Source organism: Gordonia terrae, assembly GCF_001698225.1.
GTDB lineage: Bacteria > Actinomycetota > Actinomycetes > Mycobacteriales > Mycobacteriaceae > Gordonia > Gordonia terrae.
Window position 1 is genome coordinate 1,207,863 of sequence record NZ_CP016594.1, and the last position, 22,779, is coordinate 1,230,641.

Genomic DNA, 22,779 nt, shown 5'->3' on the forward strand with positions numbered 1-22,779 from the left:
GATAACCATGAAGCATGCGTGCAGTCGTGTGCCGGAACGGCGAACTGACGGTCGAGGAGATCCCCACCCCTGAGCCCGGTGCGGGGCAGGTGTTGCTACGGGTGCTGCGGGCCGGGATCTGCGGGTCGGATCTGCACGCCCGCGTCCACTGCGATGCCACGGCGGAGGTGTCCGCGGCGGTGGGTTACGACGCCTTCATGCGGTCCGGACAGTCGGTGGTCATGGGACACGAGTTCGCCGGCGAGGTGGTCTCCTACGGGCCCGGGTGCCGTAAGCGGTGGGCGCCCGGCACGCCTGTGGTGTCGGTGCCGATGATCCGGCACGGTTCGGAAGCGCACCTGACCGGACTGTCGGAGTCCGCGGCCGGTGGCTACGCCCAGTTCGTGCTGGTGTCGGAGGACATGACCTTCGAGATCCCGGAGGGTCTGCCGGCCGAGCATGCCGCCCTGACCGAACCGATGGCCGTCGCCCACCACGCGGTCCGGCGCGGCGAGGTCGGGCGCCGCGATGTCGCGGTCGTGATCGGCTGCGGGCCGATCGGCCTCGCGGTCATCACCATGTTGAAGGCGGACGGGGTCCGGACCGTCATCGCGAGCGACCCGTCACCCGGGCGGCGGGTGCTCGCACATCGGGTGGGTGCCGACATCGTGGTCGACCCGGCCACGACCTCGCCCTTCGAGCGGTGCGCCGAGGCGGGCAAGTACATCACCCGGGCCCAGGACCTGCTCGGCGCGGCGTTCGACGCGATGCGAACCCTTCGCCGGATCCCGCTCGTGCCGTGGTCGTCGCTGTTCCGGACGGCCGATCGCCTCGGTGCGACACCGAAGGGCCCGGTCGTCTTCGAATGCGTGGGTACGCCCGGGATGATCGAGCACGTGGTGACCGAGGCGCCGTTCCGGTCACGCATCGTCGTGGTCGGGGTGTGCATGGAACCCGACACCTTCCGTCCGGCCATGGCGCTGAACAAAGAACACGAGTTACGGTTCGTGTTCGCATACGACCCGGCCGAGTTCTACGACACGCTGCACATGATGGCGAGCGGCAAGGTCGACGTCTCACCGCTCATCACCGCGACCGTCGGTCTCGACGGCGTCGGCGCGGCGTTCGACGCCCTCGGCGGTGCCGAGCACCACGCCAAGGTGCTCATCGATCCGATGAGCGAGGTGGCCTCGCTGTAGGACCGGGGCGACACGGTGCGGTGATCGAATCTGGTTGTCGCAGTGGATTGTTGACTGTGCGTCGACACTCATCGACGGCGCGGCCCCCTCCGCTGGTTGAGCCGGCAACGAGCCGCTGGGCGAGTCGCCGTGTCGAAACCACCTGGCGACCCGAGGATCTCAGCTGTCACGAGCCGGTCGGCACCATACCGCAACGACCAGAGCCCGTTTCGGTCACGGCGATGTCATCTGCTGAGACCGATCAGGGTTTGTCGGTGGTCGGGTTTAGATTGGTTGGTATCAGATCACCCAGCTCGGGGCGGGTGGCGAAAATCAGGCGTCGGGGGGCGTGGTGCAGGTGTGGACCGATCTACCGGGCGAGTTCGTCGCCGGGGTCGATCCTGACCACGTCGGTGAGACCGACATGGTGATGTTGATGGCCGGGTTCGATGCCACACGACGCGGAGAGTCCTACCTGGCGTGGCATCGGTATCAGACGATCGCCGTGATGGCCGACCGTCTGGTCACGACCACCGCGGACGGGTTTGTGATGGACGGTCACGCCGACTGCGCCGCCCGCATCGCCCGCCAGGCCGCGGTGTCGCGCCGGCAAGCCGAGAACCTGATCGACGAGGCGATCGCGCTGCGCGACCGGCTCTCCGAGACCGCTGAGACATTGCGCGACGGGATTCTGTCGCAGTGGCAGATCCGGCTGATCATCTCCCGCACCTTGTTGATCCCCGCCGATGACCCGATCACCCCCGCCCTGGATGCCGAGATCGCCGCCACCCTCCGTCGTCGCAAGGGTGTGTGGGACCGGGCCCGGCTACGGGACATGGTCGACCGGCTGGTGTTCCGGCACGATCCGGATGCGGTACGCCAACGCCGCAAAGACGCGATGGACCAGCGTGGGGTGTGGACCCACGAACTATCTGACGGCACCGCAGAGTTGACCGCGGTGATGTCGGCGGAGAATGTGCGGATCTCCGCGAAAGCCATCGGCATCCTGGCCGATGCTGTCTGCACGCGGGACGGCCGCACCAAGGGGATACGTCGGTCTGATGCGATGTTCGCGCTGTTGACCCGCACCACCTTCGAGTGCCAATGCGACGACGAACAGGAATGCACCGCGCAGATCCCGGACCCGCAGAACCTTCTCGACGCGGTCCGCGCCGAGATAGTGATCCATGTGGTCACCGACGCCGCGACGCTCGCCGGGGCGCCGGGGGTCGGGTTCCTCGACGGCCACGGCATCATCTGCGATGAGCATGTGCGTGACCTCGCCGCTCGCCCGGAATCCACTCTCACCCCGGTCACCCCGGCGCGTACCGCGCCCATCTACGTAGCCGAAACCGCCGACGATGCTCAACGGTGGACCGCCCAGCGCCCGGCACCAACCCAGAAGGATTGTGCCGACGACGGAAACGAACCCGCCGCAACGCACTCTGACGAACAGGCCGGTGACACCACAGCGTCGGTAGCCGTGGTCTATCCAGCAACCCATCCCGGTAACGGGTATCGGCCCACCACCGCGTGTGCCGATTTTGTGCGGGTCCGGGATGGCTATTGCACCGAACCGGGTTGTACCCGTTCGGCCTTCGACTGCGATCTGGACCATGTCGCCGAGTACGACCACGCTGATCCCGCCCGGGGTGGGGCGACGTCGAGTGAGAACATCAACGCCAAATGCCGGCCCGGTCACCTACTCAGAACATATGGGGACTGGGTCGATGAGCAGTACCGCGACGAAGACGGACGCCTGGTCACCAAATACACCACCCCCGAGGGCGTCATCCTGTACGGGGATGCCGAAACACTGGAAGACACTTTCCCCAACCTGCGGCGAATCCGGTTCGAGCAAGCCGCCCAAGCACCACCCTCACCCCGCGTGATCGCGCCCGCCGACAACCCAGAGCGCACCCACAACCGACTGGACGCCAAACTCGCCCGCCGGCGAAACGAACGCGCCCGCAACAGACGAGCCCGCGAAGAACTCGACCGCCTCGATCCACCACCCTTCTGACAGTGGGACGGGCGGGGACCGTCAGCGTCGAAGGTCCAGCGCCGCCCGGATGATCGACTCGGTGTCGATGCCATGGAGGCGATAGACATCGTCGAGCGAACCCACCTGGCCGAACCTGCTGACACCCAGGGCGGCACCGCGAACCGCGTTGACGCCGGTCAGGAACGCGAGGGTGTGCGGGTGGCCGTCGAGGACGGTGACCATCGGTGCCGCGCGGTCGGCGGGGAAGACCTGGTCGAGGATCCACGACGGCGAGTCGGACAGGCCGCGGCGTGCCTGCATCGCCTCGAAGAGCAGCCCGGGGCTGGTGACGCACACGACGTCGGCGTCCACCCCCTGGTCGGCGAGCCGGTCCGCCGCGGCGAGGGTCTCGGTGACCACCGCACCCATCCCGACCAGGGTGACCTGCGGGGAACTCGTGCGCCGCAACAGATATGCGCCCGCGACCGCATGTCGGCGGCGTCGTTCCCGGGCGGCGGGATCCGTGGGGACGTCGGCGAGCCGCTGGTCGACCGGCCGCGTCGACAGGCGCAGGTACGACGACGTGCCGTCCGGCCGTCCGAGCCGGCCGATGCAGGACAACAGGATCCACTCCACGTCGAGCGCGAAGGCCGGTTCGTAGGTCACACATCCGGGTTGTTCGAGGCCGATCGACGGTGTCGTGATCGACTGGTGCGCACCACCTTCGGCTGCGAGCGTGACCCCCGACGGGGTGCCGACCAGGATCGACTGCCCGCCCGCGTAGATGCCGTACGACCATGGTTCCAGGGTCCGTTCGACGAACGGGTCGTAGAGCACGCCGATCGGGAAGAGTGGTTGACCCCACCTGCTCCACGTCGCACCGAGTTCGCCGATCAGGCCGGCCAGGTTTGTCTCGGCGATCCCGAGTTCCATGTGCTGGCCGGATGGACGTTCCCGCCAGTGCATGATCGTCTCGGAGTCGTCGTCGAACCAGTTGCGCCGCTCGTCCGGCGACCACACGCCGACCTTGTTCAGCCAGCCCGCGAGATTCGTCGTGGAACTGACGTCGGGACTGACCGTGACCACGCGCGCCGACGCCTCGGGCGCAGCCCGCGACAGCGCGAGCAACGCTCGGCCCAGGGCCGCCTGCGTTGTCGATGTCCCCGTCGGGGTCTTGCTGATGTCGGTCGGCACCGCCGGGGGAGGAGTGGGTTCGACGGGGTCGCGACGCAACCTCCGCGCCACCGATTCGCACAATGCGGCGGCCTCGGTGCCATCGGCGAATCCGGACCACGGATCGTCGACAGACGTCCCGAGGGCGGTGGCCAGCTCCCCGTACTGCTCGACCGTCAACAACGACGAGTGGTTCTGCGGGTGGCCTTCGGTCGGGAGGCCGTGCCCCTTGATGGTGTAGGCGAGGATGACCGTGGGACGGGTGTCGTCGATCTGGTCGTAGGCCGTGCGCAGGGCGTCGAGGTCGTGACCACCGAGGTTGCGGATCGCGGCGAGGAGGGTTGCGTCGTCGACGTCATCGATGACCCGGGTGACCGATTCGGCGTCGGAGCCCTTGCCCGGCAGCCGCTTTCGCACCTCATCTGCGTCACAGCGCAGGAGCCGCTGATATTCGGGGTTGGGCATGTCGAGGATGCGGCCTCGCAGTGCCGAGCCGCCCTCACGGGCGAAGAGGGTCTCGAGCAGGCGGCCGAACTTGACGGCGATGACCTGCCACCCCGCCGCGGCGAACATCGCCTCCAGCCGGCCGGCGGCGATGTTGGGGACGACCCGATCCAGGGACTGCCGGTTGAGGTCGACGATCCACACCAGCTCGCCGAGTTCGGCGACCGACGGATCGAGGATCGCCTCCCACACCGCCCCCTCGTCGAGCTCGGCATCGCCGACGAGCGAGTACTGACGGCCGAGCACTGTTTCCGACCGGCGGTCGGCCCGGACTGCCTCGATGCCCGCGGCGTCGGCGCCCAGCCTGGTGTCGATGTAGCGGCGGGCCATCGCGCCCCAGATCGGCGCGGTGGCGCCGATGCCCACCGATCCCGTCGAATAGTCAACGGGGTCTGGATCTTTGGTGCGACTGGGGTAGGACTGCAGGCCGCCGAACTCGCGCAGCGTCGTCAGGTACGACTCGTCGAGCAGTCCCAGCAGGTAGTTGATGCCGTGGAGTACCGGTGCGGCATGGGGTTTCACCGACACGCGGTCGCCGGGTCGGAGTTGTTCGAACCACAACGACGTCATGATCGACACCATCGAGGCACATGACGCCTGATGGCCGCCGACCTTCATTCCGGTCGCATTGGGACGAACGAGGTTGGCGTGGTGGATCATCGAGGTCGACAACCACAGCACGCGGTCCTCGACCTTCCGCAGCGCGTCGGTTGTCGTCCGAGCGTCGCCGGTTGGGCTCGCGATCGTCATGGTGCTCTCCCGGTGGAGTGATCGGCGGAGGTCAGCGCTGGCGTAAGAACCGGGCGGCGGCCGCGGCGCCCCCGCCCGCGGCGCCGAGCACGATCGCGGTCCCGGCCCCGTACTTGGCGGCCTTGCGCGCCGTGCGGAAGTCGTACATCTCCCACCCGCGGACCTTGGCGACGTCGCGCAGGTCGGTGTCGGGGTTGATGGCCACCGCGCGACCGACCAGCGACAGCATCGGCACGTCGTTGTGCGAGTCCGAGTACGCCGTGCAGCGCTTGAGGTTGAGCCCCTCCCGGATCGCGAGGGCGCGGACGGCGTGGGCCTTGCCGGGGCCGTGCAGGATGTCGCCGACGAGCCGACCGGTGAAGACCCCGTCGACGCTCTCGGCGACGGTGCCCAGCGCCCCGGTGAGGCCCAGGCGGTCCGCGATCGTCTGCGCGAGCTCGACCGGCGTCGCGGTCACCAGCCAGACCTGCTGTCCGGCGTCGAGGTGACGCTGGGCGAGGGCCCTGGTGCCCGGCCAGATCTTGTCGGCGATGTAGTCGTCGAAGATCTCCTCGCCGAGTTCGACGAGTTCGGAGGTCGGTTTGCCGGCGATGAAGGACAACGCCTTCTCCCGGCCCTCGGCGACGTCGCGCGCATTCTCCTTGCCGGTGATCCGGAACTTCGCCTGCGTCCATGCGAAGTCCATGATGTCGCCGTAGGTGAAGTACTTCCGGGCCGCCAGGCCGCGGGCGAAATGCACGATCGACGCGCCCTGGACCAGGGTGTTGTCGACGTCGAAGAACGCTGCGGCGGTGAGGTCTCGCCGGGGTTCGCCCGGGATGTCGGCCGTCTCGCGCGACCGCAGCGAGTCGACGGCGGCCTTGGCGCTGGCCTCGCCGGCGAGGGTCTGGCGGAGTTCGTGGGCGGTCTGGCGGAAGCGGCCGGTGGCCGCGGTCGCCCGCTGCGAGATCCAGGTCGTGACCCGGTTGTTCTCGTCGTCGCCGAGTTCGTGGAGTTCGGCGTCCTCGTCGAAGTCGTCGGTGAACTCCATTCGGGCGGCGTGCGACTCCCAGTCGTCGCCGGTCGGGCCGTCGCCCTGCATCGGATTGGGCGGGAGATCTGTCGCGTCGTCGGGCGTCTCGTCGTCCTGACGGTCTTCCGGGCCCGGGATCTCGCCCACTGCCCACCTCCCACGCGTAGCGCCAGCACTGCTTGCCCGGTACAGCCTAGTGGTGCCGGGGCCCGAAGTCCGACCCCCGCGCGGTGGCGGATCGCACATCCACCCCGGGCCGCGTCACCCGGGTGATCGTCCGATCACGACGCTGGGAGGATGGTCGCCATGACGGTGGAACTGTTGACGCGTGCCGGCTGTCAGGCCTGCGCGGCGGCCCGTGCCGACCTGACCCGGATCTGCGCCGACCTGGGCGTCGGGTTCACCGAGGTCGACGTCGACCGGGCGGCCGACGACGGGCGTGCCGACCTCCGCGCCGAGTTCGGCGACCGGCTTCCCGTGGTCCTGCTCGACGGCGACGAGCACAGCTACTGGGAGGTCGACGAACCGCGCCTGCGGGCCGATCTCACCGGCCGTCGGTGAATCGGTTCCCACGTCGACGCGGCGCCTAACACAGCACGACCGGTCGCGAGGGGCCGTGTGAACAGATTCACAGGCAAGTTATATCCTCGTTCCCATTCAGAAGAGTCGGGTCTCGGCGTCCGGTCGACGCCGACGAGTGTGCGGGAGTGAGCGTGGGCGCGGAGCGAGCGAAGTCGGCTGACGCCGACCCTCCCGCGTCTGCCGTTCCCACCGCCGACATCCCCACCGCCGACATCCCCGGGCCGACGGTGACCCGGCTGGCCACCTACCTGCACGTGCTGCGCTCGTTCAGTCGCCGCGGCATCCTGCTGGCGTCCAGCGGCGAGCTGGCGACGGCCGCCGGGGTCAATCCCGCCATCCTGCGCAAGGATCTCTCCTACGTGGGCGCCAACGGCGTTCGCGGCGTCGGATACGACGTCGGGCGCCTGACCGCGCGGATCTCGATGACCCTGCACACCGACAGCATCCACACCGTCGCGCTCGCCGGTGCCGGTTCGCTCGGCCGCGCGCTGCTGTCGCACGCAGGCTTCGGACGTGGGTTCCGGGTCGTGGCGATGTTCGACGCCGATCCCGCCCTGGCCGGCGCGGTCCTCGAGTCGGGGGGTCCGCAGGTGGCGCCTCTGACCGACATCGCGACCGTCTGTGCACGGGCGGTCCCGACGGTCGAGATCGCGGTGATCGCCACGGCCGACGACGATGCCCGGCTCGCCTTCGACGCCTTCGTCGCCGCGGGTGTACGGCAGGTGCTCAACGTCACGCCGGTCTCGCTTCCGGCGGAGTCGGATGTCGTCGTCAGACAGGTTGATCTAGCCTTGGAGCTACAGGTGTTGGCTTTCCAGGCCTCTCGCGGGCCGCGCGACGACGTCAAGGAGCCGCGCGGAACGAAGCGGGCTCGCGGGCACCAGGGAAACGCAATGGGTGAAGAAACGGTGACAGCGTGAGTGTTCTGTTGTTCGGGGTGTCGCACCGCAGTGCTCCGGTCGAGGTGCTCGAGCGGTTGGCGGTCTCCGACCACGACCGTCCCAAATTGATCGACGAGCTGCTCTCCTCGCGAGCGATCTCCGAGGCCATGCTCGTCTCCACCTGCAATCGGGTGGAGATCTACGCCGTCGTCGACGCCTTCCACCCGGCGCTCGAGGCCGTCGGCGCCGTCCTCGGCGATCACTCCGGCATGACCGTCAACGAGATGACCCGCCACGCCTACGTCCGGTACTCCGAGGCCGCCGTCGAGCATCTCTTCACCGTCGCGGCGGGCCTCGATTCGCTGGTCGTCGGCGAGCAGCAGATCCTCGGCCAGATCCGCAACGCCTACCTCAGCGCCGACGCCAACGACTCCGCCGGGCGCGTCCTGCACGAACTGGCCCAGCAGGCACTGCGCGTCGGCAAGCGGGTACACACCGAGACCGGTATCGACCGGGCGGGTGCCTCGGTGGTCTCCGTCGCACTTCACCGCGCCAAGGCGCTGCTCACCGATCCCGCGACCGGCGCACACCGCCTGCGCCGCGCGGTCGTCGTCGGTGCCGGTGCGATGGGTGGTCTGGCCACCGCGCAGCTGGCCCGTGAGGGCGTCACCGAGATGGTCGTGGTGAACCGGACCGTCGACAAGGCCGACCATCTCGCGGGCAACATCGCCGCCAATCACGGCATCGACGTCCGGGGCGTCGGACTCGACGACCTGCCGGCCGCGATGGCCACGGCCGACGTCGTCGTGACGTGTACGGGTGCGATCGGCGCGGTCGTCGGCGTGGGATCGGTGCACGAGGCTCTCGCGTCTCGCGCCCGCGCCCGCGCCGGGAACGGAGTGAGCGGGCGGAGACTGGCCGGGAACGCGGCCGCGCCGCTCGTCATCTGCGACCTCGGTCTCCCGCGCAACGTCGACCCGGCCGCCGCGCGACTTCCCGGCGTGCACATCGTCGACATCGAGGGTCTGCGGGGCGACTCCGAGACCCAGGCCGCCGAGAACGACACCCTCGCGGCGCGGTCGATCGTCGCCTCCGAACTCGCCGACTACCTCACCCACCAGCGTCAGGCCGAGGTCACCCCGACCGTCGCAGCACTGCGCCAGCGCGCCGCCGACGTCGTCGAGGCGGAGATCCTGCGTCTCGAGACCCGGCTTCCCGACCTCGAGGGCGCACAGCGCGACGAGGTCGCCAAGACCGTCCGTCGCGTCGTCGACAAGCTCCTGCATGCGCCGACCGTTCGGGTCAAGCAACTGGCGTCGACCCCCAACGGGGACCACTACGCCGAGGCGCTGCGCGAACTGTTCGAACTCAAGCCCGGTGCGGCCGAAGCTGTTTCGGCTCCCGACCACATCGGTGGCCTGCCCGCGGGTGACGCGGCGGGCGAGCTGGGCGACCGATGAGCGCAACCTCTCCCGCGCCGATCCGGATCGGCACGCGGGGTTCACTGCTGGCGACCACCCAGTCGCAGACCATCGCCGATGCGTTGACCGCCGCCGGGCATCCCGCCGAACTGGTCATCATCAAGACCGCCGGTGACGCCTCGGCCGCGCCGGTGGCCGAGATCGGCGTCGGGGTGTTCACCACCGCGATCCGCGTGGCGCTCCGGAACGACGAGGTCGACGTCGCCGTGCACTCGTACAAGGACCTCCCGACGGCGCCCGAGGACGACCTCACCATCGCGGCCGTCCCGACGCGCGTCGATCCCCGCGATGCACTGGTCGCACGCGACGGACTGGTGCTCGGCGAGCTCCCACCCGGCTCGGTCATCGGCACCTCGGCCCCGCGACGGGCCGCGCAGCTTAAGGCATTGGGTCTCGGTTTGGAAATCCGCCCCCTACGAGGCAACCTAGATTCTCGGTTGGGCAAAGTCGCCAGCGGCGAACTCGACGCAGTCGTGGTCGCCCGCGCCGGGCTCGTGCGGATCGGACGGACCGAAGTGGTCTCCGAAGCGCTCGAACCGGTGGTCATGCTGCCGGCTCCGGCGCAGGGTGCACTCGCTGTGGAGTGCCGCTCAGACGATGCCGAACTGGTGAGAATTCTCGCCGAGTTGGACGACAAGTCCACCCGCGCGGCCATCGATGCCGAACGGGCGGTACTCGCGGCTCTCGAAGCCGGCTGTACCGCACCGGTCGGAGCGATCGCGGAGGTGGTCGAGTCGATCGACGAGGACGGGCGCATCTTCGCCGAGCTGTCGCTCCGAGCGGCAGTGGCGGCCGAGGACGGATCGGACGTGATCCGCGCTTCGGCGGTGGGTCCGGTCGATCATGCCGTTCAGCTGGGCAAGGATCTCGCCGCCGAACTGCTGGAGCTGGGAGCGGGCGACCTCGTCAACTCTCCCTAGCAGAGAACGAACTGCAGCCCTCGCCGAGAGGGCAGGAGAGTGCGAACCCATGAGCCGTACGAAGAAGGCAAATCCCGGACGGATCCTGTTCGTGGGGTCGGGTCCAGGGGACCCAGACCTGCTCACCGTGCGGGCGCGCACCGTGATCACCAACGCGACCACGGCCTACATCGACCCCGATGTGCCCGCGCCGGTGGTGTCGCTGATCGGTAGTGCGCATCGCGACGAACCCGCCGCCGACACTCGCCGATCCACCAAGAAGGCCGAGAAACCCGCCGACGACGCGGCGTCGGCGCCTGCCGCCCCGGCCGACGAGCCGCAGGCCGTCGGTGACGAGACCGGCAAGGCTGATGCCGGACAGGCCGACGAGGAGTCGGTGGTCCGACCGGCACTCGGCGACCCGGCCGAGGTCGCGAAAACCCTCGTTGCCGCGGCCCGCAACGGCGACGACGTCGTGCGCGTGGTCTCCGGAGATCCGCTGACCACCGACTCGGTCCTCGCCGAGGTGAACGCCGTCGCCCGCACGTCCGTCACCTTCGAGGTCCTGCCGGGCCTGCCCGCCGCCTCCGTCGTGCCGAGCTACGCCGGCATGCCGCTCGGCTCGACCCACACCGAGGCCGACGTCCGCGGCGAGGTCGACTGGGCCGCACTGGCCGCCGCCCCGGGCCCGCTGGTGCTGCACGCGACGTCGGGTCACCTCGCCGAGACCGCGAGTGCGCTCACCGAACACGGCATGGCGCCCCAGACCCCGGCCGCGATCACCATCAACGGCACGACCTGTGCACAGCGCACCATCGAGGCCACGCTCGCGACGCTCAACGAGCAGGGCAACGCGCTCACCGGCCCGCTGATCGTCACGGTCGGCAAGGTCGTGGGTGCGCGCGGCAAGCTCTCGTGGTGGGAATCGCGCGCCCTGTACGGCTGGACCGTCCTGGTGCCGCGCACCAAGGACCAGGCCGGCGACATGAGCGAGCGGCTCGTCAGCCACGGCGCCATGCCCAAGGAGGTGCCGACCATCGCGGTCGAACCGCCGCGGAGTCCCGCGCAGATGGAACGCGCCGTCAAGGGACTGGTCGACGGGCGTTACCAGTGGGTCGTGTTCACCTCCACCAACGCGGTCCGCGCGGTGTGGGAGAAGTTCGCCGAGTTCGGACTCGACGCCCGCGCGTTCTCCGGCGTCAAGATCGCCTGTGTCGGTGAGGCCACGGCCGAGAAGGTGCGGTCGTTCGGTATCAACCCCGAACTCGTGCCGTCGGGTGAGCAGAGCTCGCTGGGACTCCTCGAGGACTTCCCGCCCTACGACGACGTCTTCGATCCGGTGAACCGAGTCCTGTTGCCGCGCGCCGACATCGCCACCGAGACGCTGTCCGAGGGTCTGCGTGACCGCGGCTGGGAGATCGACGACGTGACGGCCTACCGCACCGTGCGCGCGGCACCGCCGCCCGCCGAGACCCGCGAGATGATCAAGACCGGCGGCTTCGATGCGGTCTGCTTCACCTCGAGCTCGACGGTGCGCAACCTCGTCGGTATCGCCGGAAAGCCGCACGCGCGCACCATCGTCGCGTGCATCGGACCCAAGACCGCCGAGACCGCAACCGAATTCGGACTCCGGGTGGATGTGCAGCCGGAGAACGCGTCGGTGCTCGAACTGGTCGACGCGCTCGCCGAGCACGCCGCCCGGCTCCGGGCCGAGGGTGCACTTCCGCCCCCGCGCAAGAAGTCTCGCCGCTCGCGTTCGTGAGCCTCCTCCTCCCTGAGGCGCCGCCCTGAGGTGCGAGGAGCGCAGCGACGAGCATCGAAGGGTGTGAGGAGCGACAGCCGAGACTCCTGCTCCCTGAGGTGAGGAGCGACAGCCGAGACTCCTGCTCCCTGAGGTGTGAGGAGCGACAGCCGAGACTCCTGCTCCCTGAGGTGTGAGGAGCGATAGCGACGAGCCTCGAAGGGCCCGTGAGACGAAGGAGATTTCATGTCACCCGTGATCCGGCCCCGGCGGCTGCGTACCACCCCGGCGATGCGTCGGCTGGTCGCCGAGACCTCACTCGAGCCGCGACACCTGGTCTTGCCGATGTTCGTCGCCGACGGCATCGACGAGCCGGTGCCGATCTCGTCGATGCCGGGCGTCGTGCAGCACACGATGGACTCGCTGCGCGGTGCCGCGGCCGAGGCGGTCGCGGCCGGCGTCGGCGGGCTGATGCTGTTCGGTGTGCCGCGCGCGGAGGACAAGGACGCCACCGGGTCGGGCGCCGACGCCGAGGACGGAATCCTCAACCGGGCCCTGCGCACCCTCGCCGACGACCTCGGGGACTCGACGGTCCTCATGGCCGACACCTGTCTCGACGAGTTCACCGACCACGGGCACTGCGGCGTCGTCGACGGCCGGGGTCGCGTCGACAACGACGAGACCCTCGAGCGGTACGTGTCGATGTCCCTGGCGCAGGCGCGAGCGGGTGCGCACCTCCTCGGGCCGAGCGGGATGATGGACGGTCAGGTCGCCACGATCCGTGCCGCCCTCGACGCGGAGGGCTTCACCGACACTGGGATCCTGGCCTACGCCGCGAAGTACGCCTCGGCGTTCTACGGCCCGTTCCGGGAAGCGGTCGGCTCGTCGTTGCAGGGCGACCGGCGCACCTACCAGCAGGATGCGGCCAACCGGCTGGAGGCGCTGCGCGAGGTCCGTCTCGACCTCGAGGAGGGCGCCGACATCGTGATGGTGAAGCCGGCGATGAGCTACCTCGACATCGTGCGTGACGTCGCCGAGATGAGCGACGTCCCGGTCGCGGCGTATCAGATCAGCGGCGAGTACTCGATGATCTCCGCCGCCGCCGAACGGGGCTGGATCGACCGGGATGCCGCGATCCTGGAGTCACTGACCGGCATCCGGCGGGCCGGTGCCTCGATCGTCCTGACCTACTGGGCGGCCGAGGTGGCACAGCGCCTGTCGTGATCCCGCGCGCAGCGCTCGCGGCGATCCCGGTTCACTAGGCTGGTCCCATGTCCGCACCGTACGGCCCCGCGCCCGAGTCCGACCCCGGCGCGTCGTCGCAACCGAAGATCCCCGACTCCGTCTCCATCGCCGTCGAGCTGTGGGTGGTGGTGATCGTCGGCCAGATCGTGGCGCTGTTCGCGCAGACCGGCACCTTCGTGGACATGATCGGCGAGCAGGTGCGTGCGGCTCCCCAGGAGGGCATCCCACCCGAGCAGGTCGACTTCATGACGTCGTCGGGATTCGTGGTGGGTGTGCTGGTAGCGACCTCGCTGTTCCTGACCGCGATCACCGCGTTGATCGTCTGGTTCACCCGGAAGGGTTACAACTGGGCCCGCGTCGTGCTGTCGGCGATGGGTGTCTACGTCGTGGTCAGCCTGCTGTTCTCGCTGTTCGGCGACACGTCGCCGGCGTGGGCGATGATCCCGCAGGTGATCAGCGGCGTCGCGGCGCTGGGTGCGACGGTGCTGCTGATGCGGGGCGACTCCGAGAAGTACTGCCGGGCCATGGCGCAGGCGCGCAAGCCGCAGCCGGTGCACCCGCCGATGCCGCCCTATCCGTACGGCCAGAATCCGTACGGCCAGAATCCGTACGGCCAGAATCCGTACGGCCAGAATCCGTACGGCCAGAACCCGTACGGCCAGAACCCGTACGGCCAGAACACGCCGTATGGTGACAGCGAGTACCGAGGTGAGCGCATCGGCCCGCACCCGGAGAACCCTCACCCGGAGAACCCTCACCCGGAGAACCCCCAGCCCGGGAAACCAGCCCCCGAGAACCAGAACGAAGGACCGAAGAACCAGTGACAAGTCCCGATCCGGCGCTGCGTCCGAAACTCGTCGTCTGGGCCTACCGGTGCTGGTTGACCTCGGGTGCGCTCCTGATCGCGCTCGGCGCACTCGTCATCGTCGTGTCCGCGGTCGGCGACTCCGGGACCGTCACGTCCGGAGTGCTGGGCGCCATGGTCGTCGTCGTGGGTGTCGCCTACATCCTGCTGGGCAGCAAGGCGTTCACCGGCGACGCGAGATGGCGCTCGTCGCTGGCGGCGCTGACCCTGGTCGTCGTGGCGATGCTGCTGTTCCTGAGCCTGGGGATGAACTTCTTCGCGTTCCCGTTGCTGGCGGGCATCATCGGCCTGTTCGGGTCGTTGCTCGCCTACCGGCCACCCGCCGAGACCTGGTACACCGGCAAGGAGCCGGAGGGCCCGGCTCGCCGGTCCCGCAAGAAGAACACATGACGGCCGACCCGGCCGGCTCCGAGCCCGACCCCACCGAGTCCGATGTCTCGGAGTCCGATCTGCCGGAATCCGACGCCCCGGAATCCGATGCCACCGAACCCGACGTCGCCGAACCCGACGCGCTGGTGGAACCGGCCGGGGAGATCTTGTTCGCCGAGTCCGGCGGGAGTTGGTGGGTGGTCCTGATCGGCCCGATCCTGGTCGGCGCGGTCCTGGCCGTGGAGATCACCGGACCGGGTCAGGTGCACTGGCCGGTGCTCATGATCTTCTTCGTGCTGCTTCTCGGGTTCTCCCTGGTGCAGGTGTCCGCTGCCCGCCGCCACGTCAGCGTCGAGCTCACCGAGACCACGCTCCGGCAGGGCGCGGTCACGACCCCGCTCGCGGACATCCGGAAGATCTTCCCGCCCAACCACGGTCACGCCCCGGAGGACTGGGAGAGTGCGTCGGCGCTCGGTGAGCTGCACGGCGTACCCCGGCGGCGTAAGGGGATCGGTGTGGAGCTGACCTCGGGGACCCTCGCGCAAGCGTGGGCCCGGGACGTCGAACGGTTGCGCAGCGAACTCACGCAGGCACACGAGGCCCTTCGGTTGGGTCTGCCGCCCCGCGGCGCCTCGACGACGGGAACCGACCCGGCGGATCAGGAATCGACCGAGTGACGGCCCGCCCGGCTGTCGCGGTAGGCGCGGCGTCGTAGGTCGCCGAGCCACGACGGCGCGAACTCGACGCCTACGGGCCGGTGCAGGATCGGGTCGAAGTCGACGTCGAGTCCGGTGAGGACGTGGTCGAGCTCGATCCGGACCACCGGCACGAAGCGTCCGACGCCGGCCTCGAGGACGATCACGATCGGCTGGTTGCGGCGCAGGCGGGCGGCCAGATCCTCGATCGAGAGTCCCGAGGACTCCGACGGCTCGAGGATGCGGGCCCGAATCCAGTACAGCTCGCCGTCGTAGCGGTACGGAGTCAGGCTCGACACCGCGGTGGCCCAGTGCGTCGTCGGGAGCGGCACGGGCACGCGGCCGGCGAACGGGGCCGGGCCGGCGAGCAAAAGGTCCCAGGCGCCGGTGGCGTTGGTCGAGGACGAGACGCCGCCGCCACCCACCGCGCCATGGTCGGTCGACGGAAACCGGATGGCGAGCCCCACGATGTCCGGTAGGCCGCCGGGCGTGCCGATCCCCTTCGACACCCGCACCGACACCGGGCCGCTGCGGAAGGGCAATGGGTGATCCGCGGACAGTGCGGCGCGTCCCCCGCACAGCAGACCGTCGGGGTGGAACACCCGGGCGTGCCTGAGGGCGGCGAGCCAGCGGAACGGGGTCGTGATGAGGTCGGGTACTGCGGTCATGAGAACTCCGGTTGTCGGGTGGTCGCACGCGCCCGGTCGCGGACCGCGCAGCGTGGTCTCCACAGCGGCGTCGGCGGCAGTATGCCCGCTGTGCCGATGGGCAAACACCGGCCCGGAACGCACCGCGGCCACCGTCTCCTCGACGGTGGCCGCAGTGGTTGTGAAGCGGGTTCAGCCGTTCTGCAACATGGGTGCGCGCAGCAGTTCTTCGGGGACACCGAATGCGTCGACGAGCGACCGAGCGTGCGGGCGCAGCTCCTGGCAGAGTTCGTTCACCCCGCGCCGGATGGCCTTCGCGCGCTCCACCGAGATGTGCCGGTGCATCAGGAACCAGGACAGGTCGTCCTCCAGCGCCGAATAGACGAACAGATCGCACACCTTGCCCAGAAGATCTGCCGCGGAACGAGAATCGCAGTTCTCGATCGCCTCGACGAAGGCCTCGAGCACAACACGCTCGATGTGGGCGTGGCCCACCTTCAGCAGGTGGTCCTGCGCGTTGTTGAACACCTCGAAGGCGTCGTTGTCGTCGTCGAGGGCGCGGCGCAGTCGTTGCGCGCACGTGCGGACCAGGTGGTCCTCGCGATTGCGGAACAGTCGGATCTGCGTGCTGCGGTCGGTGAGCGCGGACTTCTCGGTGTCCTCGTCGGAGCCGTCGAGCAGGGTCTGCACGACCTGCCGGACCGCGGTCTTCTCGGCCACCACATCACGTGCCATCCCGGCGATGAACCGCACCCAGCCGCCGGCCGAGAGTCCTTGCACGTCTTCGGAGTACGCCGACAGCAGTTCTTTCGCGATCAGCTGCGTCATGATCGTGTTGTCGCCCTCGAAGGTGGTGAACACGTCGATGTCGCCGCGCATGATCGACAGCTGGTTCTCATCGAGATAGCCTGCGCCGCCGCATGCTTCGCGGCTGACATTGATGGCGTGGGAGGCGTGCCAGGTCGCGTAGGCCTTCAGGCCGGCGGCCTGGCCCTCGAGCTGGCGCTGACGACCGGCGTCGGAGTCGTCGGGTGCGACCGACTGGACCTCGTGCAACTCGTCGACGATCTCGTTCTGCGCGAAGCCGATCGCGTACGACTTGGCGATGAGGGGCAACAGCTTTCGCTGGTGTCCGAGGTAATCCATCACGGTGATCTCGTCGGTGCCCTCGGGCGCCTCGAACTGCTTGCGGATCAGTCCGTAGCGGGTGGACAGCGCCAGCGCCTTACGGCCGGCGGCGCCTGCGGTCGCCGCGACACTCACCCGACCACGGATCAACGTGCCGAGCATGGTGAAGAAGCGACGGTTGGTGTTCTCGATCGGCGAGCTGTAGCTGCCGTCCTCGGCCACGTCGGCGTACCGGTTGAGCAGGTTCTCCGCGGGGATGCGGACGTTGTCGAACATGATCCGGCCGTTGTCGACGCCGGCGAGTCCGCCCTTGTATCCGCAGTCGCTGGTGGTGACACCGGGCAGGTCGTTGCCGTCCTCGTCGCGGATCGGCACCACGAAACAGTGCACGCCACGGCCTTCGGCCTCCTCGTCGGGTGCGCCGGTGACGAGCTGTGCGAACACCGCGGCGTAGTGGGCGTGCGCGGCGGCGCCGCCGATGTAGTCCTTGCGGGACGACGGGGTCGGGGAGTTGATCACGAACTCGCGGGCATCGCGGTCGTAGGTCGCCGTGGTCTCGATGGCCTGGACGTTCGAGCCGTGCCCGGTCTCGGTCATCGCGAAGCAACCGAGGACGCTCAGGTCGATGATCCCGGGCACGTACTTCTCGTGATGCCGTGCGGTGCCGAGGTTCTCGACGGCGCCGCCGAAGAGGCCCCACTGCACACCCGCCTTCACCATGAGGGACAGGTCGGCATAGCCGAGCATCTCGATGGCGGTGATCGACACGCCGATGTCACCGCTGCCGCCGTGGTCTTCGGCGAAACCGGCGGCTGCGAAACCCTGGGAGGCCAGATCGCGCATCACCTCGAGGGTGTGGGCGCGGGCCTCGTCGAGTGTCCGAGCCGGATCGGGCAGCAGGTCGGCGCGATTCGAGTTCGCCCGCACCGTCTCCCTCGTCGTCCGCCAGCGACCGTCGAGGACGAACCGCAGATTGTCGACCAGCAGGGCCCGCTCGTCCGCGGACAGTTCGTCGTCGGCGGAGACAGAGGCCGGCGTCACCGGGTCGTCGACCGTCGGTTCGGTGGCGATGGGAGTCGGGCTCGTCGTCGACGGGGTCTTCTCGTCCGAGCTCTTCTCGGCCGGAGTCTTCTCGGAGGGGGCGGTGGGGGTTGCCATGGCTCCACCGTACGTAGTGACCCGGCGTCGGACCTAGCTTTTGTGGCGCCTGCTACTGACGAGTAATGATCGCCATCCGCGGTACGGGTCGGCGCCGAACCGCCTTTTCGGGGCCGGTCTGCCGACCACTCCGCCGCGGTGTGGTGATACTTGATCCATGTCAGTCGTGGACACCGATCCGGGCGCGTTCCGCATGCGCGTCGTCGCCGAGTCCATCCGGTTGTTCAGCGAGCACGGCTACGAGTCGACGACCGTCGAACAGCTCGCCGCGGCCGCCGGCATGTCACGTCGCACGTTCTTCCGGCAGTTCGGATCCAAAGAGGATGTGATCTTCGCCGACCACGAGTCGTTGCTGACGCAGGTCGGCGACCGGCTCGCCACCGGCGACGACGACCCGTGGCTGGCCGTGTGCGCCGCCGCGGAGCTGGTCTTCGGCCACTTCGTCCGGGACCGCGAACTCGCGGTGCGTCGGGCGCAGGTGGTCCAGGAGGTGCCGGCGCTGCGGGACCGGGAACTGGTCACGACCTATCGCTATCAGGGCGCTTTCGAGGAGTTCTTGCGTGCACGCCTGCCCGAGGAGTCGCCGGTCCACGTGGTGGCCTATGTGGCGGCAGTCACCGGCACCCACAACTTCCTTCTCCGGCAGATGATCCGCGGCGACGCCGGGGCCACGCCGGAACGTCTGCGCGTGGAGCTGGAACGGGTGGCCGTGGCACTCGGTGCCGCACGTGCTGGGACTGTGTCGACGCCGGTGGTGGAATCGGGCAGACAGGTCACCGTCGTCACCTACCCGGCGGGCATTCCGCCGGCCGAAGTCGCACGTCGCGTAGCCGAAGAGCTGGGGGAGGGCTGAGCCCGACGAACGGCTGCGGGACAATGGCCGCGGATTCGAGGACAATCGGCCGGGTAAGGGTTCGTGCGGATTGACATGGCACTGAGTGCCGTGCTGCACTGGTCGTCAACATCTGCCGGTACACGCGTGCCGGGAACGAACAGGCACCGCAGGTGCCGTGAGGAGTTGTCATGGGTTACGGAAATCCCGACTTCAACGTCTTCGAGCTCCCGGAAGAGCACATCGCGCTGCGCGAGGCGATCCGTGCGCTCTCCGAGAAGGAGATCGAGCCCCACGCCGCCGACGTCGACGAGAACTCGCGGTTTCCGCAGGAGGCGCTCGACGCCCTCGTCGCCTCGGGATTCAACGCCATCCATGTGCCCGAGGAGTTCGGCGGCCAGGGCGGCGACTCCATCGCGGCGTGCATCGTCATCGAAGAGGTCGCCCGTGTCGACGCGTCGTCGTCGCTGATCCCCGCCGTCAACAAGCTCGGCACCATGGGCCTGATCCTCAACGGCTCCGACGAGCTCAAGCAGCAGGTGCTGCCCGGGATCGCCTCCGGCGAGGCGATGGCGTCGTACGCACTGTCCGAGCGCGAGGCCGGTTCCGACGCCGCGGGGATGAAGACCCGCGCACGCAAAGACGGAAACAACTGGGTCCTCAACGGCACCAAGTGCTGGATCACCAACGGCGGCAAGTCGTCCTGGTACACGGTGATGGCGGTGACGGACGCCGACAAGAAGGCCAACGGCATCTCCGCGTTCATGGTCCACAAGGACGATCCCGGCTTCACCGTCGGACCGCTGGAGAAGAAGCTCGGTATCAAGGGTTCGCCGACCGCAGAACTGTACTTCGAGGACTGCACCATCCCGCTCGACCGCATCATCGGCGACGAGGGCACCGGCTTCAAGACCGCGCTGCAGACCCTCGACCACACCCGTCCGACCATCGGCGCGCAGGCCGTCGGCATCGCGCAGGGTGCGCTCGACCAGGCGATCGCATATGTCAAGGACCGCAAGCAGTTCGGCAAGCCGATCAGCTCGTTCCAGGGCGTCGAGTTCATGATCGCCGACATGGCGATGAAGGTCGAGGCCGCGCGCCTCATGGTCTACACCTCGGCCGCTCGCGCCGAGCGTGGCGAGAAGAACCTGGGCTTCATCTCGTCGGCGTCGAAGTGCTTCGCGTCCGACGTCGCGATGGAGGTCACCACCGACGCCGTGCAGCTCTTCGGCGGCGCCGGATACACCCGCGACTTCCCGGTCGAGCGCATGATGCGCGACGCCAAGATCACCCAGATCTACGAGGGCACCAACCAGATCCAGCGCGTCGTCATGAGCCGCGCGCTCCTGCGCTGATCGCCCCGACTCACGGATTCGCCCCGTCGGCTTCGGCCGGCGGGGCGAGCTGTGTTCCCGCGGTGCCGTTTCCGTCCCGCTGATGGGATCGAATCAGCGGCACGGAATTGGCGACGCGGGAAGGGTGTCCGTGAGGTGCTAGGCGTACGCCGACCGGAACTCGATGCGGGCGTGCTGGTTTCGGGCCGCGTCGCGGAAGTTCTTCATCGCACGCTCCATGTGGAAGCCGTTGGTCACGATGATGGCGCCGTTGGCGCCCATGGCCTTGAGCATGCCGACGGTGTAGTGGGCGTTCTGCACGGTCGAGGTCGACCGTCCCTCGTTCACCATCTGCCACATGGGGATTCCGCGACGGATGAGGCCGAGATTCATGAACTGGGCCTCGGTGACGGGCAGCCAGTGGGTGTCGCCGCCGGAGACGATAATGCGGTTGAACGGGTGCTTCTTGCCCAGGTTGGCCGCCACGTTCAGGCGGCGCTTGAGCACGTCCGGGGTCTGGCCGAGAACGCCGAACTTGGCACCGAGTACGACGATGTAGCGGGTTCCCGGGCTCTGCCACAGGAAGTTGCTGTTGGGTGTTCCCAGTTCGGAGCTGCCGAGATCGACACTGCCGAAATCGGTGCTGACCGCGGCATTCTGGACATTCGCGACCGGTTCCGACGGTGCGACCGCGATCGCCACCGAAGCGGCGGTGGCGATCGCGGTCGCGGCAGCCGCGGTCGTGAGGGTTCTACGACGCATGGTGACCGAGTGTAGGGATCAGTACGGCCGTGCAGGTATCAGATCGATAACACCTGCATCACTAGTCACATACGTAACACCGTCACGTCAGGGCGACGTACTTCACCGAGAGGTACTCGTCGATGCCCTCGCTACCGCCCTCGCGCCCGATCCCCGACTGCTTGATCCCGCCGAACGGCGCTGCGGCGTCGGAGATCACGCCTCGATTCACCCCCACCATGCCTGAGTCCAGACGCTCCGCGACCCGCATGCAGCGCTCGAGATCGCGACTGTAGAAGTACGACGCCAGGCCGTACTCGGTCGAGTTCGCCGCCTCGATGCCGGCGGATTCGTCGTCGAAGGTGCTGATCACCGCGACGGGGCCGAAGATCTCCTCGCGTGTCACCGGCGCGTACGGGTCGACGTTGTCGAGAACCGTTGCCGGATAGAAGAAGCCTCGACCTTCCGGACGTTCACCACCCAACCGCACCCGGGCGCCGTCGGCGACGGCCTGCTCGACCGCCTCGGCGACCTTGTCCCGCTGATCGGCGTTCACCAACGGTCCCAGGGTCACCCCGTCGGAGTACCCCGGGCCCATGCGGACCTCCGACATCTTCGCCACGAGCTTCTCGGTGAACTCCTCGGCGACGCCGGACTGCACCAGGAATCGGTTGGCCGCGGTGCAGGCCTCACCGCCGTTGCGCATCTTGGCGGCGAATGCGCCCTCGACGGCAGCATCGATGTCGGCGTCGTCGAAGACGAGGAACGGGGCGTTGCCCCCGAGTTCCATCGATGTGCGCAGAACGCGATCGGCGGCCTGGCCGAGCAGGCTGCGGCCCACCGGCGTCGAACCGGTGAAGCTGATCTTGCGGATGCGGTCGTCGGTGATGAGCGTCGACGACACGTCGCCGCTCGACGTGGTGGGCAGGACCGACAGCACGCCGGGCGGGAGGCCGGCCTCGGCGAAGGCCTCGGCCAGCGCGAGCATCGTCAGCGGTGTCTCGCGGGCCGGTTTGACGAGGATGACGTTGCCTGCCGCGAGCGCGGGGCCGATCTTCCGCGTCCCCATCGCGAGCGGGAAGTTCCACGGGGTGATCGCCAGGCACGGCCCGACCGGTTGGTGGGCCACCAGGATGCGCCCGTTGCCGGCCGGTGCCGGACTGAATCGGCCCCCCACGCGCACGGCTTCTTCGGCGAACCAGCGCAGGAACTCCAGGCCGTAGGTCGTCTCGGCCCGGCTGTCGGGCAGGGCGCGGCCGAGTTCGAGCGTCATCAGCATCGCGATGTCGTCGGCGCGGTCGGTGAGCAGTTCGAAGGTCCGGCGGAGGATCTCGCCGCGCTCGCGCGGTGCGGTGGCCGCCCAGTCGGCGGATGCGGCGACCGCGGAGTCGAGCGCGGCACGGGCGTCGACGACTCCCGCGTCGGCGACCGCGACGAGCGATTCCTCGGTTGCGGCGTCGTAGACCTCGAAGGTCGCGCCGTCGGCGGCCGGGGTGGACCGGCCGTCGATCCAGAGTCCGGTGGGCACGCCGTCGAGCACGGCCTGCGGGTCGAGAATCTCCTTGTCGCTCATGCGCATTCACATCCTCGTCACTCGGCTG

At 68.8% G+C, this 22,779-nt stretch carries 19 protein-coding genes; 13 read left to right on the forward strand and 6 right to left on the reverse strand.

Annotated elements, in window-relative coordinates:
* Nucleotides 1-14 precede the first annotated feature (14 nt).
* Both BCM27_RS05560 and BCM27_RS05565 read left to right on the forward strand, forming a co-directional pair.
* Entirely contained in the window at nucleotides 15-1,178 is a 1,164-nt protein-coding gene (locus BCM27_RS05560) for a zinc-binding dehydrogenase (RefSeq protein ID WP_004019960.1), read from the forward strand.
* Nucleotides 1,179-1,506: 328 nt separating this feature from the next.
* The gene (locus tag BCM27_RS05565) at nucleotides 1,507-3,180 is read left to right on the forward strand and encodes an HNH endonuclease signature motif containing protein (RefSeq protein WP_004019959.1); all 1,674 of its coding nucleotides are present in this window, start codon (nucleotides 1,507-1,509) and stop codon (nucleotides 3,178-3,180) included.
* Between the two features lie 21 nt (nucleotides 3,181-3,201).
* On the opposite strand, the gene BCM27_RS05570 is transcribed toward BCM27_RS05565, so the two are convergent.
* Both BCM27_RS05570 and BCM27_RS05575 read right to left on the reverse strand, forming a co-directional pair.
* Complete coding sequence (locus BCM27_RS05570) at nucleotides 3,202-5,568, reverse strand: transketolase-like TK C-terminal-containing protein (protein WP_004019958.1); 2,367 nt, start codon at nucleotides 5,566-5,568, stop codon at nucleotides 3,202-3,204.
* 31 nt (nucleotides 5,569-5,599) lie between these two features.
* Nucleotides 5,600-6,727, reverse strand: a complete 1,128-nt coding sequence (locus tag BCM27_RS05575; RefSeq protein ID WP_004019957.1) for an HAD family hydrolase — start codon at nucleotides 6,725-6,727, stop codon at nucleotides 5,600-5,602.
* A gap of 159 nt (nucleotides 6,728-6,886) precedes the next feature.
* Between BCM27_RS05575 and BCM27_RS05580 the strand changes: the two genes are divergently transcribed.
* The 9 genes from BCM27_RS05580 to BCM27_RS05620 all read left to right on the forward strand — a co-directional run bounded on the left by BCM27_RS05580 (nucleotide 6,887) and on the right by BCM27_RS05620 (nucleotide 15,320).
* Nucleotides 6,887-7,141 (forward strand): glutaredoxin family protein, encoded by a 255-nt coding sequence (locus BCM27_RS05580; protein WP_004019956.1) that lies wholly within the window; start codon nucleotides 6,887-6,889, stop codon nucleotides 7,139-7,141.
* A gap of 152 nt (nucleotides 7,142-7,293) precedes the next feature.
* Nucleotides 7,294-8,082 (forward strand): redox-sensing transcriptional repressor Rex, encoded by a 789-nt coding sequence (locus tag BCM27_RS05585; RefSeq protein WP_033205317.1) that lies wholly within the window; start codon nucleotides 7,294-7,296, stop codon nucleotides 8,080-8,082.
* Nucleotides 8,079-9,503 (forward strand): glutamyl-tRNA reductase, encoded by a 1,425-nt coding sequence (locus BCM27_RS05590; protein ID WP_004019954.1) that lies wholly within the window; start codon nucleotides 8,079-8,081, stop codon nucleotides 9,501-9,503. The genes BCM27_RS05585 and BCM27_RS05590 overlap by 4 nt, the downstream gene beginning before the upstream one ends.
* A complete protein-coding gene (gene hemC / locus BCM27_RS05595) occupies nucleotides 9,500-10,444 on the forward strand; it encodes a hydroxymethylbilane synthase (RefSeq protein ID WP_004019953.1) in 945 nt (314 codons plus the stop codon). The genes BCM27_RS05590 and hemC overlap by 4 nt, the downstream gene beginning before the upstream one ends.
* A 49-nt stretch (nucleotides 10,445-10,493) precedes the next feature.
* Nucleotides 10,494-12,185, forward strand: coding sequence for a bifunctional uroporphyrinogen-III C-methyltransferase/uroporphyrinogen-III synthase (locus BCM27_RS05600; RefSeq protein WP_004019952.1), 1,692 nt, complete (start codon nucleotides 10,494-10,496; stop codon nucleotides 12,183-12,185).
* A 225-nt stretch (nucleotides 12,186-12,410) separates the two neighbouring features.
* Nucleotides 12,411-13,388, forward strand: a complete 978-nt coding sequence (gene hemB, locus BCM27_RS05605) for a porphobilinogen synthase (RefSeq protein ID WP_004019951.1) — start codon at nucleotides 12,411-12,413, stop codon at nucleotides 13,386-13,388.
* 47 nt (nucleotides 13,389-13,435) lie between these two features.
* A complete protein-coding gene (locus tag BCM27_RS05610; protein ID WP_004019950.1) occupies nucleotides 13,436-14,233 on the forward strand; it encodes a hypothetical protein in 798 nt (265 codons plus the stop codon).
* Nucleotides 14,230-14,664 (forward strand): hypothetical protein, encoded by a 435-nt coding sequence (locus BCM27_RS05615; protein ID WP_004019949.1) that lies wholly within the window; start codon nucleotides 14,230-14,232, stop codon nucleotides 14,662-14,664. Before BCM27_RS05610 ends, BCM27_RS05615 begins: the two co-directional genes overlap by 4 nt.
* Nucleotides 14,661-15,320, forward strand: coding sequence for a hypothetical protein (locus BCM27_RS05620; protein ID WP_004019948.1), 660 nt, complete (start codon nucleotides 14,661-14,663; stop codon nucleotides 15,318-15,320). Before BCM27_RS05615 ends, BCM27_RS05620 begins: the two co-directional genes overlap by 4 nt.
* Here BCM27_RS05620 and BCM27_RS05625 read toward each other — a convergent pair.
* Both BCM27_RS05625 and BCM27_RS05630 read right to left on the reverse strand, forming a co-directional pair.
* The gene (locus tag BCM27_RS05625) at nucleotides 15,302-16,006 is read right to left on the reverse strand and encodes a hypothetical protein (RefSeq protein ID WP_033205380.1); all 705 of its coding nucleotides are present in this window, start codon (nucleotides 16,004-16,006) and stop codon (nucleotides 15,302-15,304) included. The genes BCM27_RS05620 and BCM27_RS05625 overlap by 19 nt on opposite strands.
* A gap of 171 nt (nucleotides 16,007-16,177) precedes the next feature.
* Nucleotides 16,178-18,271, reverse strand: a complete 2,094-nt coding sequence (locus BCM27_RS05630; RefSeq protein ID WP_004019946.1) for an acyl-CoA dehydrogenase family protein — start codon at nucleotides 18,269-18,271, stop codon at nucleotides 16,178-16,180.
* A 157-nt stretch (nucleotides 18,272-18,428) separates the two neighbouring features.
* On the opposite strand from BCM27_RS05630, the gene BCM27_RS05635 reads away from it, so the two are divergent.
* Together BCM27_RS05635 and BCM27_RS05640 are read left to right on the forward strand one after the other, a co-directional pair.
* Complete coding sequence (locus BCM27_RS05635) at nucleotides 18,429-19,124, forward strand: TetR family transcriptional regulator (protein ID WP_004019945.1); 696 nt, start codon at nucleotides 18,429-18,431, stop codon at nucleotides 19,122-19,124.
* 170 nt (nucleotides 19,125-19,294) lie between these two features.
* A complete protein-coding gene (locus BCM27_RS05640) occupies nucleotides 19,295-20,458 on the forward strand; it encodes an acyl-CoA dehydrogenase (RefSeq protein ID WP_004019944.1) in 1,164 nt (387 codons plus the stop codon).
* Nucleotides 20,459-20,596: 138 nt separating this feature from the next.
* On the opposite strand, the gene BCM27_RS05645 is transcribed toward BCM27_RS05640, so the two are convergent.
* The gene (locus BCM27_RS05645) at nucleotides 20,597-21,199 is read right to left on the reverse strand and encodes a YdcF family protein (RefSeq protein ID WP_004019943.1); all 603 of its coding nucleotides are present in this window, start codon (nucleotides 21,197-21,199) and stop codon (nucleotides 20,597-20,599) included.
* Between the two features lie 82 nt (nucleotides 21,200-21,281).
* Nucleotides 21,282-22,751, reverse strand: coding sequence for an NAD-dependent succinate-semialdehyde dehydrogenase (locus tag BCM27_RS05650; protein WP_033205314.1), 1,470 nt, complete (start codon nucleotides 22,749-22,751; stop codon nucleotides 21,282-21,284).
* Between the last annotated feature and the right edge of the window lie 28 nt (nucleotides 22,752-22,779).

What these genes read in the sequence shown, in the direction of transcription:
- BCM27_RS05560 (WP_004019960.1), top strand. Translation starts at nt 15, where the DNA reads ATGCGTGCAGTCGTGTGCCGGAACGGCGAACTGACGGTCGAGGAGATC.
- BCM27_RS05570 (WP_004019958.1), bottom strand. Translation starts at nt 5,568, where the DNA reads ATGACGATCGCGAGCCCAACCGGCGACGCTCGGACGACAACCGACGCG.
- BCM27_RS05580 (WP_004019956.1), top strand. Translation starts at nt 6,887, where the DNA reads ATGACGGTGGAACTGTTGACGCGTGCCGGCTGTCAGGCCTGCGCGGCG.
- hemC (WP_004019953.1), top strand. Translation starts at nt 9,500, where the DNA reads ATGAGCGCAACCTCTCCCGCGCCGATCCGGATCGGCACGCGGGGTTCA.
- BCM27_RS05600 (WP_004019952.1), top strand. Translation starts at nt 10,494, where the DNA reads ATGAGCCGTACGAAGAAGGCAAATCCCGGACGGATCCTGTTCGTGGGG.
- hemB (WP_004019951.1), top strand. Translation starts at nt 12,411, where the DNA reads ATGTCACCCGTGATCCGGCCCCGGCGGCTGCGTACCACCCCGGCGATG.
- BCM27_RS05610 (WP_004019950.1), top strand. Translation starts at nt 13,436, where the DNA reads ATGTCCGCACCGTACGGCCCCGCGCCCGAGTCCGACCCCGGCGCGTCG.
- BCM27_RS05620 (WP_004019948.1), top strand. Translation starts at nt 14,661, where the DNA reads ATGACGGCCGACCCGGCCGGCTCCGAGCCCGACCCCACCGAGTCCGAT.
- BCM27_RS05625 (WP_033205380.1), bottom strand. Translation starts at nt 16,006, where the DNA reads ATGACCGCAGTACCCGACCTCATCACGACCCCGTTCCGCTGGCTCGCC.
- BCM27_RS05630 (WP_004019946.1), bottom strand. Translation starts at nt 18,271, where the DNA reads ATGGCAACCCCCACCGCCCCCTCCGAGAAGACTCCGGCCGAGAAGAGC.
- BCM27_RS05635 (WP_004019945.1), top strand. Translation starts at nt 18,429, where the DNA reads ATGTCAGTCGTGGACACCGATCCGGGCGCGTTCCGCATGCGCGTCGTC.
- BCM27_RS05640 (WP_004019944.1), top strand. Translation starts at nt 19,295, where the DNA reads ATGGGTTACGGAAATCCCGACTTCAACGTCTTCGAGCTCCCGGAAGAG.
- BCM27_RS05645 (WP_004019943.1), bottom strand. Translation starts at nt 21,199, where the DNA reads ATGCGTCGTAGAACCCTCACGACCGCGGCTGCCGCGACCGCGATCGCC.
- BCM27_RS05650 (WP_033205314.1), bottom strand. Translation starts at nt 22,751, where the DNA reads ATGAGCGACAAGGAGATTCTCGACCCGCAGGCCGTGCTCGACGGCGTG.